Raw genomic sequence first — 14,385 nt, 5'->3', positions numbered from 1 at the left:
CTCCGCCTTTCAAACCCGACGAAGGCGGTAAAGATTAACAAAATGGACACCGATCTTGCCCGAAGTAATCCCTGCAGGTCGTTCCGGTGATGACCAGCGGAGTGTGAGTTCCGCCTTGACAGGCTGTTGCGTCGCTGTCACTATACAGCGACGCATTGATGAGAAGCAGCACACGGGGGTGTGAAGCTGTGAGCGTATGTCTATCGAACTTATGTCGCTCTCCGGCGTCGGTGGGCCCTTGTGTGCAATATCTCTCGCCCGATTCGACTCGTGGTTAGCTCTGTTTATTCTCTGATTTTCCTGAGCACCTCTGCTGTTCCTCATTCATTCCTTGTTATTTGTCGCAGCCCCACGCTGGTTCCCCGGAACGGCGTGGCCATGGCAGTTCCACCTCGCACCATCGCGCGTTCCGTCGGGACACGGCCCGACCTCGATCCGGGAGTTCCCCATGTCGTTCCGCTCGCCGCACCTGCCCGACCTGCGCACGCGGCTGTCCCGGCTGCGCTTGCCGGTGCGCCGACGAGGAGCGCTCTTCCGCTCCGTCGCGACCCGGTCGACCGTCGCCGCAGCACTGGCCGGCGTTCTGGTGCTCAACCTGGGCGGCAGCGGGGTGACCGCGCTGTCGAGCGGCGCCGCCCGGGATGCCCGGACCACGGCCGGCCGCAACGCCGGCTCTAAACCCGGTCAGAGTTGGGGTTCGGCCGCCGGCCGGTCCCACGTGAAGCCCGGCCAGGTCAACCGGGAACTGCCCCGGTCGATGCGGAGCCGGTTTCCGCTGCACAAGCTCAACCAGACGCCCGAGCCGGGGCGGAACGAGGCCTCCATCGCCGCTCCGCCGGCAGTGGGCAAATCCGGTTACGACAAGCGCTCCAGCCGGGAGCGGGCGACCGAGCGCACCGCGAACCAGCGGGTGTACGACAACACGGACGGGACGCAGACCACCGAGTTCTCCGCCGCCCCGATCAACTACCGCAAGCCGGACGGCAGCTGGGCACCAATCGACCTCGACCTCGTGCCCGCTACCGACCGGCCCGGCTGGCATACCACGGCAGACTCGGTGGGCCTGCGTCTCGCCGGTCGTGGTGCCGCCGGCGAGCTGGCTCGGTTGACCTTTGACGGGGGAGCGGAGCTGGCCTTCGGGCTGGCCGAGGCGAAGGATGCCGAGGGGCGGGTCGAGGACCGGACGGTGACCTATCCCGGAGTCCGTCCCGACGTCGATCTTCGGCTGGAGCCGCGGGCCGGCGGCGTGAAGGAGACGCTGGTCCTGCACTCGGGGAAGGCACCGACGACCTACCTCTTCCCGCTGCGGCTGCGTGACCTGACTGCCAAGCTGGTCGACGGCCAGGTCGTGCTGACCGGCCTGGACGGCCGCCAGCAGGCCGTCATCCCGCCGGGCTACATGATCGACTCCGGCTCCGGCGCCGCCGGACCGGCCACCTCGACCGGGGTGACGTACCAGTTGGTCACGGCGGGTGGTCAGCCTGCGCTGCAGGTGACCCTCGACCGCGCCTGGCTCGCCGACCCGGCCCGGGCCTACCCGGTGGAGGTCGACCCGACCGTCGGTCCGGCGGTGGACCCGGTCAAGTCGGACAGCAGCATGTACGTCCACGGCAGCAGCTCGACGTCGGGTGGGAGCGAGTTGCTGGTCGGCCGCTCCGGCGGGCAGAACGCGGCCGCTTATCTGAAGTTCGGCGATCTGGTCAGCCGGCTCCAGTACCACACCATCTACGGCGCGGCCCTGTCCGCGGTCAACTTTGACGCTGCCTCATGCAAGTCGCGCGCGGTCACCGTGCACCCGGTCACCGAGTCCTGGTCGGCCGGCAGCGGCTACTCGTACCCCGGCCCGGCGGTCGGCAGCTCGCTGGCCAGCCGATCCTTCGCACACGGGTACGTCGGCCTGGGCCAGTCGCGGTCGGCCTGCCCGGCGGCGGGGGAGATGTTCGACCTCGGCGCCGCCGGCCGTAACCTGGTGCAACGCTGGGTCAACGGCAGCCAGGCCAACTATGGCCTCTCGTTGCGGGCGTCCACCACGGACAGCACGGCGTGGAAGAAGTTTGCCGGCACCGGGACCGTCAACCCGCCCGCGCTGTATATCACCCACACGCCGTACAACGCCGCCTACGCGATCCCCAAGCCGAGCCCCGAGCCGCCGGTCCTGCAGAACCAGGCCGGCAAGGTCAAGGTGACGGTCACCAACCTCGGTGCGGAGGCGTGGCCGCCGAGCAACTACTACCTCGCCTACCGGGTCTACAACTCCGCCACCGGAGCGGCCGTCACCCAGCAGCGGGCGGCCAGCCTGTCGACCACCCTGGCTCGGGGTGCGAAGGTCACTCTCGACGCGACCATCAAGGCGCTGCCGCCCGGCGCGTACTTCATCGACTTCACCATGGTCCGCACCGGGGGCATCGTCTTCACCGACCAGCAGGTGCCGCCCGGCCGGATCGTGCTCCAGGTCTTCGACGTGCCACCAGTGGTGCAGGAGCTCTACCCGGACAACGGGTACCGAGCCCCGACGCTGACTCCGCTGCTCTGGGCCCGGGCCGTGGACACCGACGCACCACCCGGCGTCAACCTCCAGTTCAAGTTCGAGATCTGCGACCGCACCGACAGCGGCACCGCGACCAACTGCACCAACTCCGGCTATCAGGCAAAGCAGTCCTGGGTGGTGCCCAGCGGCCGGCTGGCCTGGAGCAAGAACTACATGTGGCGGGCGTACGTCAAGGACGCCAGCAACGAGGTGATCTCGCCGTACTCCGTGCTGATGGCTTCGGTGCCGCAGCCGGACCTGCTTTCCCGGGTGGGCACCGCCCCCGGCGCCGAGCAGGGCCGGGAGTTCGACGCCCAGACGGGCAACTTCTCCACGGCGGCTATCGATGCCACGGTGGCGACCGTCGGGCCGGAGCTCAACCTGGCCCGCACCTACAACAGCCTCGACCCGCGACCGTCGGCCGTGTTCGGCGCCGGCTGGTCCAGTCGGTACGACATGGTCCTGACGCCGGACAACGACGGCTCGGGCAACGTGGTGATCCGCTATCCCGACGGTCAGGAGGTGCGGTTCGGCAAGAACACCGACGGCACGTACGCGGCGCCCACCGGCCGGGTCGCCAAGCTCACCGTCGACTCCTCGAGCTGGAAGCTGCTCGACCGTTCGGGGACGACCTACCAGTTCTCCCTCACCGGCAAATTGCAGAAGGTCACCGACGTATCGTCGCGTTCGGTCGTGCTGACCTACGACCTGATGACCGGCAAGCTGTCCAAGGCCCAGGTCTCCAGCAGCCTCACCAACACCGCCGGCCGCGCGCTGCGCTTCGGCTGGACCGGTAACCACATCACCACCGTCACCACCGACGCGGTGAACGGGGCGGCCCTGACCTGGAACTACACCTACACCGGCGACCTGCTCACCAAGGTCTGCGGCCCCGACGCGGCATGCACCAGCTACGAGTACGCGGCCGGCTCCCACTACCGAACGGCAGTCCTCGACGCGAAGCCGGACTCGTACTACCACCTGGGCGAGTCGGAGGGCACCGCCGCGGCCAGCGACATCGCCATCAACCTCGGCAAGGACGCCGGCACCTACCGCAACGTCACCCTCGGCCAGGCCGGCGTGGTCGAGGGCACCGACGGCACCGCCGCGTCGTTCAACGGCACCTCCTCCTACCTTGAACTGCCCAAGGGCCTGGTGAAGAAGAGCCGCGACGCCTCGGTGGAGCTGTGGTTCAAGATCGGGCTGACGCAGACCGGCGGCCCGCTCCTCGGCTACCAGGACAAGGCCGTCGGCACGGCGGCGACCAGCGGCGTGCCGATCCTCTACACCGGCACCGACGGCAAGCTGCGCGGACAGTTCGCCACCGGCACCATCGCGCCGATCACCTCGACGACGACCGTCAACGACAACAAGTGGCACCACGTCGTGCTCTCCGCGATGGCCAACACCCAGACGATGTACCTGGACGGCGTCAAGGTGGGTGACCTGACCGGGCAGACCATCGACGCTTCGCTGCTGACGTTCAACCAGGTCGGCCTCGCCTCGGCCACCACGCCCGCGTCCTGGCCGGGTTGGGGCAGTACCGCACAGCGCTACTTCGCCGGCACCATCGACGAGGTCGCCATCTACTCCCGGCCGCTCGGCCCGACCACCGTGGCCGCGCACTTCCAGTACGCCAAGCCCGCCGCGCAGCAGCTGATCCGGGTCACCCTGCCGAGCGGCCGGATCGCCACGGAGGTCGAGTACGACACCTCGACCGACCGGGTCAAGGAGTACACCGACGACGACGGCGGCACCTGGAAGCTCGGCCAGCCGACCATCTACGGCGGCGACGCCGACCTGCGCCGCGGTGTGCAACTGCGCGACCCCGCCAACCGTCCCTACCTGTACGAGTACGACGCCCTCAGCGGTCAGATGCTCCGCTCGGGCACCCCGCTGGGCCTCGAGACCCGCCAGGAGGACCAGCCGGCGCCACCCAGCCCGTCGCCCAGCCCCAGCCCGACGCCGACCTGCTCGCAGCCGGACCCGAACGACCCGGCGTTCTGCACGATCATCCCGGATGACTCCGACGGTCCGGTCTTCGTCCGACACACCCTCGACGGCATGGCCATCCGGACCTTCTCGTACAACGAGCGGGGCATGCAGTCCAAGGTCACCAACGAGAACGGTGACTCGGTCGAGATGACCTACGACAGCGAGGGGCGGCTCGCCACCCGCAAGAGCTGTCGTACCAGCACCCAGTGCTTCACGAACTACTACACCTACTCGACGACCATCACGAACCCGTTCGACCCGCGCAAGGACCTGGCGGTCGAGACCCGGGACGGCCGTTCGGAGAACTCCACCGACACGAAGTACCGCACCACCATGTCGTACGCGACCAACGGCCAGCTCTCCGGCCAGACCAACCCGGACGGCAGCTCGGTCAGCCACACCTACACCATCGGCGCGGAGGCCGCTGTCGGTGGCGGCAATCCGCCGAGCGGGCTGCTGGCGACCAGCACCGACGGTCGGAGCAAGGTCACCCGGTACGCCTACTACAGCAACGGTGACCTGGCCCGGGTGACCGAACCGTCCGGCCTGGTCACCGAGTACACGTACGACACGCTCGGCCGGCGGATTACCGAGAAGGTCATCTCCGACAGCTACCCGGCGGGCGTCACCACCACCATCACGTACGACAAGCACTCGCGGGTCGCCACCGTCACCGGGCCGGTCACCACCGACGCGGTCAACGACATCCAGCACCAGAGCCGGAGCACCACCGAGTACGACGCCGACGGCAACCCGACCAAGGTCACCGTCTCGGACCTGCTCGGCGGCGACGCCGACCGAGTCACCACGACCGAGTACGACGACCAGGGCCGCCCGGCCAAGGTGGTGGACGCCGAGGGCAACGAGACCACCTACGGCTACGACCGGTTCGGCAACAAGACCACCATGACCGACGCCAACGGCAACCGGTACGACTGGGCGTACACCGCCCAGAACAAGGTGGCCGAGGTGCGGCTGCGCGACTGGAGCAGCGACGCACCGGGCTCGCCCGGCACTGGCACCGGCGACTACCTGGTGCTGCACTCCTACTCGTACGACTTCGCCGGCCGCCTGGCCAGCGACACCGACGCGATGGGCCGGCGGCTGGAGTACCAGTACTACCGCGACGACCTGCTCCAGAAGATCACCCTCAAGGGCTTCCACAACCCCGACGGCACCACCCGTGACTACGCGGTCGAGGAGAACACCTACGACGGGGCCGGCAACGTGACCCGCAAGGTCGGGGGCAACGGCACGCAGATCACCGACTACACCCCGGACAAGGCCGGCAAGGTCACCAGCACCGTGGTCGACCCGGGCGGCCTGCGCCGGATGACGACGTTGACCTACGACCTCAACGGCAACGTCACCCGCTCGGTGCGTACCGGCAACCCCTCCAACATTCCGTGGGCAGTGGCCGTCACCTCCGAAACGGTCGACTACACCTACGACGACGCCGGCAACGTGCTCACCGAGAAGGTCGTCGCCGACACCGCCTCCCAGATCACCAGCTACACCTACGACCAGCGCGGTCTCCGGCTGACCGTGACCGAGCCGCGTGGCAACGTGGCAGGCGCGGACAAGGCCGGGTTCACCACCGCCTACCGCTACGACGAGCTCGGCCGGCAGGTCGGCGTGACCGGTCCGACCGTCGCCGCGGAAAGCGACGGCGGCCCGGCCACCCCGACCAACCCGACCGGCACCGTCGGCTACAACACCTTCGGCGAGCAGGTCGCGGTGAAGGACCCGCGCGGCCTGATCAACCGGTCCGAGTACGACAAGCTGGGCCGGCCGGTGCGCAGCATCGCCCCGACCTACCAGGCGCCGGGCGTGACCCAGCCGGTCACCCCGGAGACCCTCCGGTCGTATGACCCGCTGGGCAACGTGGTCGAGGAGATCGACCCAGCCGGGACCACCCGCTACACCTACGACCAGCTCAACCGGATGGTCACCAGCGACGAGCCGGCGAAGACGAACGACGACCGGGCGGTCAGCAGCTACACCTACACCCGTACGGGCGAGGTCCTCTCGGTGACCGGCCCGACCGGGGTCCGGACCGAGTCGACCTACGACGACCTGGACCGGCAGGTCACCCAGACCCTGGTCGAGCGTCAGCCGACCACCCGCAACCTGGTCACCCGGATGACCTACGACGACGCGGGCAACGTGACGTCGATCGTCTCACCCACCGGGGCCACCATCGTCAACACCTTCGACGCGGTCGGCGCCGTCACCCGCAGCACCAAACCGACCGGCGAGGCCACCCTCTTCGGCTACGACCACGTCGGCCGGCAGATCCGGGTCTCCGACGGCCTCGGCCGGACCAGCCGGGCCAGCTACGACCTGTTCGGCAACCGGGCCAGCGACTCCGACCTCAAGCCGGACGGCGCGGTGCTGCGTACCCAGACCTACGGGTACGACATCGCCGGCAACATGACCTCCTCCACCGACCCGTACAACACCGTCACCACCTACGAGTACGACGCCGCGAGCCAACTGGTGAAGCAGGTCGAGCCAGTCAGCGACACCGAGTCGATCACCACCACCTTCGGCTATGACGCCGCCGGCAACCGCACCCGCTACACGGACGGCCGGCGCAACTCGACCATCTACACGTACAACACGCTGGGCCTGCCCGAGTCGGCGATCGAGCCGTCGACGGTGAGCCACCCGGCCCCGACCGACCGCACCTGGACGATCGGATACGACGCCGACGGCAACGCCGTGCGGCTCAGCGCGCCCGGCGGCGTGAGCCGCACGCGCACCTTCGACGCCGCCGGTCGCCTGACCGAGGAGACCGGCTCCGGTGGCGAGACCGCCACCGCGACCCGGACCCTCGACTACGACCGGGCAGGCCGACTGACCAGCGTCAGCGCCCGCGGCGGCAGCAACACCTACGCCTACAACGACCGCGGTCAACTGCTCACCGCCGCAGGCCCGTCCGGCTCCGCCAGCTTCGGCTACGACGACGACGGGCTGATGACCAGCCGCACCGACCTGACCGGCACGGCCAGCTTCGGATACGTCAAGGGCCGGCTCGACACCGTCACCGACAGCATCACCGGCCAGCGACAGAAGTTCGGCTACAACGCGGCCGGTGACGTGGCGACCATCGACTACGGCGCCGGCCGGGTGCGGACCTTCGGTTACGACGACTACGGTCGGGTCAACAGCGACGTGCTGCGCAACTCGGCCAACCAGGTCGTCGCATCGGTGAGCTACGGCTTCGACCTGAACGGCCACGTCACCGGCAAGAACACCACCGGCACCGCCGGTGCCGGCAACAACAGCTACACCTACGACCAGGCCGGACGCCTCGCCACCTGGACGTCGTCGGCGGGGACCATCAGCTACGAGTGGGACGCCAGCGGCAACCGGATCAAGGCCGGCTCGAAGACCGCCACCTACGACGAGCGCAACCGGCTCCTCTCCGACGGCGACTACACCTACGCCTACACCGCCCGCGGCACGCTGCGCAGCCGGACCAGCTCCGGTCTGGCCGAAGAGTTCTCCTTCGACGCCTTCGACCGGCTCACCGGGGCGAAGGACCAGACCTACCAGTACGACGGCCTGGACCGGGTGGTGTCCCGCACCGGGAACGCGTTCGTCTACGCCGGCCTGACCGACGACGTGGTCCACGATGGAGCCGAGTACTACGCCCGAGGGCCAGCCAACGAGCTGCTCGCCACCGGCATCGGCTCGACCCAGCGGCTGTCGCTGACCGACGCGCACGGCGACGTCGTCGCGGCCATTGACCCGGCCGACACCCAGCTGTCCACGCTGAACGACTCGACGGCATACGACCCGTTCGGCAAGAAGCTGGCCACCGTCGGCAACACCGGCCGCCTCGGCTACCAGGGTGACTGGACCGACCCGGACACCGGCCAGGTCGACATGGGCGCCCGCTGGTACGAGCCGGGGACCGGCACCTTCATCTCCCGGGACAGCGTCAACTACACCCGGGGCGACTCGATCCTGGCCAACCGGTACACGTACGCCGCCGGCGCGCCGCTGGACTTCGACGACCCCGACGGCCACTGGCCGCGGTGGCTCAAGAAGGCCGCCAGTGCGGTCGCCAGCACCGCTTCCTCGGCATGGAACACGGTCACCAGCTACGCCTCGACGGCCTGGAACTATGCCAGCAGCTTCGCGGTCTCGGCGTGGAACTACGGCGTGTCCGCCGTCAAGTCGGTGGGCCGCGCGATTTCTTCCGCGGCGAAGTGGGTGGCCGACAAGGCGAAGACCGCAGTGCGGTGGGCCGGCAACACGATCAAGTCCGGCCTCAACCAACTGTCGCGCGCCGCCGACTGGGCGAAACAACAGGCCAAGGCGGCCGCCGCACGAATACAGCAGGTCAAGACCGCGGTAATGAACAAGGCCAAGGCGGCCATCAAACATGCGGTCCAGTTCACCAAGCTGCCGGTGATAGCGGCGCTGACCAAGCCGCTCATGGCGCTCGGCAAGGTCGTGTCGACCGGGTTCAAGATGCTGCCCGCCATCGTCGCGACCACCACCCAGGCCATCAAAGACCCGCAGAAGTTCCAACAGAAGCTGTGGCAGGAAGCGGCCAAGGCGGTCGGGTCGATCACCGAGGGTGTGTCGACCATGTGGGACAAGGCGACCCAGTTCGTCGAGGACCACGCCGCCGAGATCGCCGGCTTCGCCGCAGGGGCCATTGTCGGCCTGGGTTGTGGCGCGGCGATCGGCTGGACCGGCGTCGGGGCGGTTGCCTGCGGCGCCCTCGCCGGCGCGGTCGGCTCGGCGGTCACCGGCTACATGCAGGGCAAGCGCGGCTGGGACCTGGTCGGCACGGCGGCGTTCGGTGCGGTCACCGGCGCCCTCGGTGGTGCCCTCGGCTCGATCGCCGGACAGGCGCTCGGGGCGGGCATTCGAGGACTAAGCGGTGGACTTCGTGCAGCAGGAAGCAAGGCGCTGAGTGCTGGCCTGAACGAGGCCCGCGCCATCGCCTCCGAGACTCGTGCCCTCGGGGGTGGGGTTCGTTCCCTCGGCAACAAGCTGCTGGGTAACGGATGCAACAGCTTCAGTGCCAGCACCGCTGTTCTGATGGCCGATGGCACTCGCAAGGCCATCAGCGACATCAAGATCGGCGAGAAGGTCCAAGCGGCGGATCCCACCACCGGCCGTACAGAGAAGCGACCGGTCAGCGCGGTGATAGTAGGGACCGGGCAGAAGAATCTGGTCCAAATCACGATCCAGGCCGATGGCGAAACGGGCGAGGTCACCGCCACTGAAGGGCACCCTTTCTGGATCGTCGGCGAGAGCCGGTGGGTCGAGGCCAAGGACCTCAAACCGGGCTATGTCTTCGAGACCGCTGACCACCGGCCTGCTTCGGTCGCGCGCACCCTGAAGCGAACCGAGTGGCAGCGCGTCTACAACTTGACCGTTGACGGGCTGCACACGTACTTCGTTGTTGCCGGTTCTGCTCCGCTTCTGGCCCACAATGCCGGAGTTGCAGGCTGCATCGTTTCGGGAAGTCGGGGACCGGTTGGTAAGTTCGAGCCGACGGTGACGGTGCACGAGGGCCCTCCGGGGGCGACGCTCGATGAGTTGGTCAGCGAAGGTAACGCTTTGAGGAATGAGGCCGGCATGCCGCAGACCACTGGCAGGCTTCGGACGTGGACGAGCGCAATCAACCTCAGGACCGGGCAGCTTGCCGTGGGATGTTCTGGTGGTGGTAACTGTGCGGAGACGAACATCCTGGCCCGCACGGGATGGGATGTGGCAGATGTTCTCTTCAATCGAGCTGCTGCTTATCAGAAAAACGCGGCTGGCGTTAAGGTGTGGGATGAGAAGCCGATTTGCCTCACGTGCCAGAGCTTAATACCTGAGGAGAACTTCGTGCCTGGCGTCCTCTTCGAAAGGTGAGCAATGTGAGCAGGCGAGGCTGGGCGGCACGCAGGGAAATCGATAGGCATGACTGGAATCGATATCGCCATCCTTCGGGTCGCGATGGCAGTGAACTGAGGATGATCTTCCTTGGTCTGCTCGAAGCGGGGGAGGCGGAAGAGCCGGGTCTCTCGCTGGAATACCGCCTAGAAGTTCAGTCCATGGTGTTCGAGGTGGCGCTTCCGGCCGTCGGTGTCATACTCGCCGCGTACTCGGATCAGCTTCCTCGCTGGGTGGAGATGGAATTCTTGAATGCCCTTCATAATGTGCTACTCGGTGAGCCTCACGTGAGTGAAATTGCTGCTGGAAACGGGGAAGTGGTAGATAGATGTATCCGGTCTGCGCGGTCGGGTATCTGGGTGCTCTACTCTAAGCTCTCTCGCCACAATTCAGATTTCTTGATCGACATTCTCGAAATGGTGGACGACGATCGAGGCCGGTTCGAATTCTTCCGTCGCAGTTTTGCTTAGGGGTCGGGCGAATTTGCCTGAGCTGCAATTGATGAGATTGGCGGATAAGTGAATGGTCTCGGAGGGTGGGTGTCGCCCTCACGCTTGCATCCATGCTCGCCGGGCTTGCCTTGGTGGAGAGTCGGCTCACTCACCTGCGTACGCGGATGTGTCGGGTAGAGGGTGACTTCGTACCCACGAACGTCGTCCTGCTCGACACCCGCAACGGACCGGCGGCTACACCGGAACCCGCGGCGCCAAAAGCACCGCCTCGGTCCAGGCGCTCGGCGTCGGCGGCATCCCAACCACCGGTGTCGACGCCCTCCTGGTCGACGTGACCGCCATCAGTCCGACCGGCAACACCTAACTGACCGTCTTCCCCGACCAGCCGGCCCGGCCCGTCGCCTCCTCCCTGAATGCGTCGATTGGTGAGGTCATCTCCAACTCGGCCGTGGTCAAGGTGGGCGCGAACGGCAAGCTGGCCGTCTGCACCCCCACCGGCACCATTACCAGCGGCGGCACCCGGATGGTCACGCTGACCGGGGGCGCCGTGCCCGCCCGCGCGAAGGCGGCGATGGTGGACCTGGTCGTGACCGGGGCGACCGGCACCGGCTGGGTGACGCTCGCGCCGGCGAACGAGACGGGCGCGGCGAACGGCATCGACTACCTGGCGGGCACCACGTCGATGGGAATGAAAATGGCTGTCGCATCGGTCGGCCGGCGCCGAACTGTCCCCGTGCCAGCATGGGCACATGACCACGACCAGCACCGACGGCCGCTCACTGGCCGGGCTCGCCGCGCTGCTCGCCGATCGCACCCGGGCCAGCTTCTGCCTGGCCCTGCTCGACGGGCGGGCCTGGACGGCGGGAGAGTTGGCGCGCGTCGCCGGGGTTGCCCCCTCCACGGCGAGCGACCACCTCACCCGGCTGGTGCGCGGCGGGCTCCTGGTCGAGGAGCGGCAGGGCCGGCACCGGTACGTCCGCCTCGCCAACCCGTCGGTGGCCCAGCTCATCGAGGACCTGGCGGGGCATGCGCCGCCGCGCCGGCCTCGCCTCGCACGCTGCGCGCCGCGTCGGCCGGCGCCGCCCTGGCGTACGCCCGGACCTGCTACGACCACCTGGCGGGCCGGCTCGGCGTGCTGCTGCATGACGCGCTGCTGGCCCGGGGCGTGCTGGATCGGATGGGCGGCCTGGCGCTCACCCCGGCCGGCGCGGCGTGGCTGGCCGGGCTTGGCGTGCCGGTCGAGCCGCTGCGTGCCGCCCGGCGGCCCCTGGTCCGCGACTGCCTCGACTGGACCGAACGACGCCCGCACCTGGCGGGGGCGCTCGGCGCCGCGCTCTGCGCCCGTTTCCTCGACCTCGGTTGGACGGTACGCGGCACCGGCCGCGCGATTCGCCTTACCCCGACCGGCCGCCCCGCCCTCGCCGTCGCGCTCGGGCTGGACCCCGCCGTCCTGGTCCCACCCCCCTCCGGCGGCACCGGCCCCGCCCGCGCCTGACCGTGATCCGGTACCCGTCGAATCCCACCCTCCGCGTCCATCGAGGTGACCGTCCGATGCACGACCGTGCCGCCGCCTTCCGCGCCCTGCACCGGCCGGGCCGGCCGTTCCTGCTGCCCAACGCTTGGGACCACGCCTCCGCCGCCGCCCTCGCCGCCCATGGGTATCCGGCGATCGGCACCACCAGTCTCGGGGTCGCCGCGGCCGGCGGGAAGCCGGACGCCGCCGGGGCCATCCGGGCGGAGACCCTAGACCTCGCCCGACGGCTCCGTGACCTGCCTGTGCTGCTCACCGTCGATGTCGAAAGTGGCTTCAGCGACGACCCGGCGGCGGTGGCCGACTACGTCGCGGAGTTGGCCACGCTCGGCGTGGTGGGGGTGAACCTGGAGGACGGCCGCGCGGACGGCAGCCTCGCGCCGCCGGAGTTGGCCGTCACCAAGATCGCCGCGGTGAAGGACGCCGTGCCGGCGCTCTTCGTAAACGCCCGCACCGACGCCTGGTGGCTCGGCGTGCCCGAGCCGCGGCACGAGGCCCTGGCCCGGGCTCGGGCGTACGGCGAGGCAGGGGCCGACGGCCTGTTCGTTCCCGGGGCGCCCGACGACACCGTCGGGCTGCTCGCGGCGGAGGCCGGGCGACCGCTGAATGTGCTGCACCGCCCGGGCGGACCAAGCCTGGCCGAGCTGGGCCGGCTCGGGGTGGCCCGGGTCAGCACCGGCTCCCTGCTGTTCCGGACCGCCCTCGGCGCGGCGCTGGACATCGCCGACGCGGCCCGGGCCGGCCGGGACACCGGCCTGCCCGCCGTGCCCTCATACGGGTGGGTGCAGCAGTTGACCGGGAGGTTCGCTACCGGGTGGCCCAGATGAGGGGACTCGTTTCCGTTCGGGGGAGATAGGAGAATTGCTCGGGGAAAAGCCCATTCCTGTGAATACGGTGTGTTTCGGCGTCAATCACGCTGTGTCCTGCCTGGAGAGGGGACCCGACCATGCGACTGCCCAGCCGAAATTCCGGCCAGCAGCCCGGGGCCGCCGTCGCGTCCATCGCCTTCGGTCGCCGGCGCCCCGCGGCCCCCGGCCGCCGCCCGGACTCCCGGGCACCGGACCTGGCCGCCTACCGCGCGGCGGTGGCGGAGCTGCTGATCGAGGTCACCGCCCTGGCGGACGCCCCGTCGGCCACCGCCCGCCAGGTGCTGCTGGACCAGCGGCTGCGCGAGCCGGCAATCGCCTCGGTCCTCGACGCCACCCCGCAGGGGCTCGTCGGTGCCCGGGAGACCCTGCTGCTGGAGATGGCTCGCTACCAACCCAACGCCCGCAGTTCGCCGCAGGACCTCGCCGCGCTGGTTCGGATCTACCTGCTCTCCCGCATCGACGTGCTGTGGTGGTGGGACACCCCGGCCTTCCTCACCGACCAGCAGGTCGACACCAGCATCGACCTGGTCGACCTGGATTGGCTGCGCCGGCGTGGGCTGCTCGCGTTCCGCTTCCAGGAGCAGGCCGCGACCCTCGTCGTACGCGGCTGGCGGGCGGTGCGGCGGCGGATGCTGCCGCAAGCCACCCCGCGCACCGCCGGGTTGATGTTCCGCCGTACCCGGCGCGAGATGGTGGCCCTGCTCAACGACATCGGTCGGGAGTTCGCGCGAGTCACCCCGTCGGCCACCCCGTCGCTCTGGGTCACGAGCCTGGCCCGCAGCGCCGAGCACCAGTATCGGCTGCGCCGCCTCGGGTACGCCGCGATGGTGCCCAGCGGGCACTGCCTCGGCTGGGCGGCCGACGTGGAGATGGCCTGGTACCGCCGCTTCGGCACCCGCGACACCCTGGCTGACCTGCTGCTGGCCCGGCAGGAGGCCGGTGAGATCAACGTGGTCGACGAGGGCCAGACCTGGCACGTCTGCCTCGCGCCCGCCGCCCGTCGCCGATTCCGGCGGGCGTACGAGGCCGAGATGGGGGTGTGAACGGCTGCTGCCGAGGCAGCGGGATGGGTGGTCCGTCTCCTCTGCCGAGGGGGCGTGACCG

Annotated in this window: 5 protein-coding genes and 1 pseudogene; 5 read left to right on the top strand and 1 reads right to left on the bottom strand. The window is 69.1% G+C overall.

The genetic code is table 11. The annotated features are described in order from the left end of the window. Positions 1–448: 448 nt before the first annotated feature. Together ACNAW0_RS09630 and ACNAW0_RS09625 are read left to right on the top strand one after the other, a co-directional pair. Positions 449–10,408 carry a LamG-like jellyroll fold domain-containing protein gene (locus tag ACNAW0_RS09630; RefSeq protein ID WP_416287385.1) on the top strand — a complete coding sequence of 3,320 codons (9,960 nt, stop codon included), beginning with the start codon at positions 449–451 and terminating at the stop codon, positions 10,406–10,408. Between the two features lie 5 nt (positions 10,409–10,413). Then, positions 10,414–10,899, top strand: a complete 486-nt coding sequence (locus ACNAW0_RS09625) for a hypothetical protein (RefSeq protein ID WP_416287384.1) — start codon at positions 10,414–10,416, stop codon at positions 10,897–10,899. 342 nt (positions 10,900–11,241) lie between these two features. On the opposite strand, the gene ACNAW0_RS09620 is transcribed toward ACNAW0_RS09625, so the two are convergent. Beyond that, positions 11,242–11,538 carry a hypothetical protein gene (locus ACNAW0_RS09620; protein WP_416287383.1) on the bottom strand — a complete coding sequence of 99 codons (297 nt, stop codon included), beginning with the start codon at positions 11,536–11,538 and terminating at the stop codon, positions 11,242–11,244. Positions 11,539–11,630: 92 nt separating this feature from the next. On the opposite strand from ACNAW0_RS09620, the pseudogene ACNAW0_RS09615 reads away from it, so the two are divergent. The 3 genes and pseudogenes from ACNAW0_RS09615 to ACNAW0_RS09605 all read left to right on the top strand — a co-directional run bounded on the left by ACNAW0_RS09615 (position 11,631) and on the right by ACNAW0_RS09605 (position 14,324). Continuing rightward, positions 11,631–12,376 (top strand): annotated as a pseudogene (locus tag ACNAW0_RS09615) (ArsR/SmtB family transcription factor). 56 nt (positions 12,377–12,432) lie between these two features. Further along, a complete protein-coding gene (locus ACNAW0_RS09610) occupies positions 12,433–13,239 on the top strand; it encodes an isocitrate lyase/PEP mutase family protein (RefSeq protein WP_416287382.1) in 807 nt (268 codons plus the stop codon). Positions 13,240–13,358: 119 nt separating this feature from the next. After that, positions 13,359–14,324, top strand: a complete 966-nt coding sequence (locus tag ACNAW0_RS09605; RefSeq protein ID WP_416287381.1) for a DUF5715 family protein — start codon at positions 13,359–13,361, stop codon at positions 14,322–14,324. Positions 14,325–14,385: the final 61 nt, after the last annotated feature.

Origin of the sequence: Micromonospora sp. SL1-18 (assembly GCF_047921505.1) — a bacterium.
Taxonomy (GTDB): Bacteria; Actinomycetota; Actinomycetes; order Mycobacteriales; family Micromonosporaceae; genus Micromonospora.
This window is presented reverse-complemented; position numbering and strand designations above follow the sequence as displayed.

Bases quoted from the DNA above. Each gene is read 5' to 3' on its own strand.
- ACNAW0_RS09630 (WP_416287385.1), top strand. From the start codon at position 449: ATGTCGTTCCGCTCGCCGCACCTGCCCGACCTGCGCACGCGGCTGTCC.
- ACNAW0_RS09620 (WP_416287383.1), bottom strand. From the start codon at position 11,538: ATGCCGTTCGCCGCGCCCGTCTCGTTCGCCGGCGCGAGCGTCACCCAG.
- ACNAW0_RS09610 (WP_416287382.1), top strand. From the start codon at position 12,433: ATGCACGACCGTGCCGCCGCCTTCCGCGCCCTGCACCGGCCGGGCCGG.
- ACNAW0_RS09605 (WP_416287381.1), top strand. From the start codon at position 13,359: ATGCGACTGCCCAGCCGAAATTCCGGCCAGCAGCCCGGGGCCGCCGTC.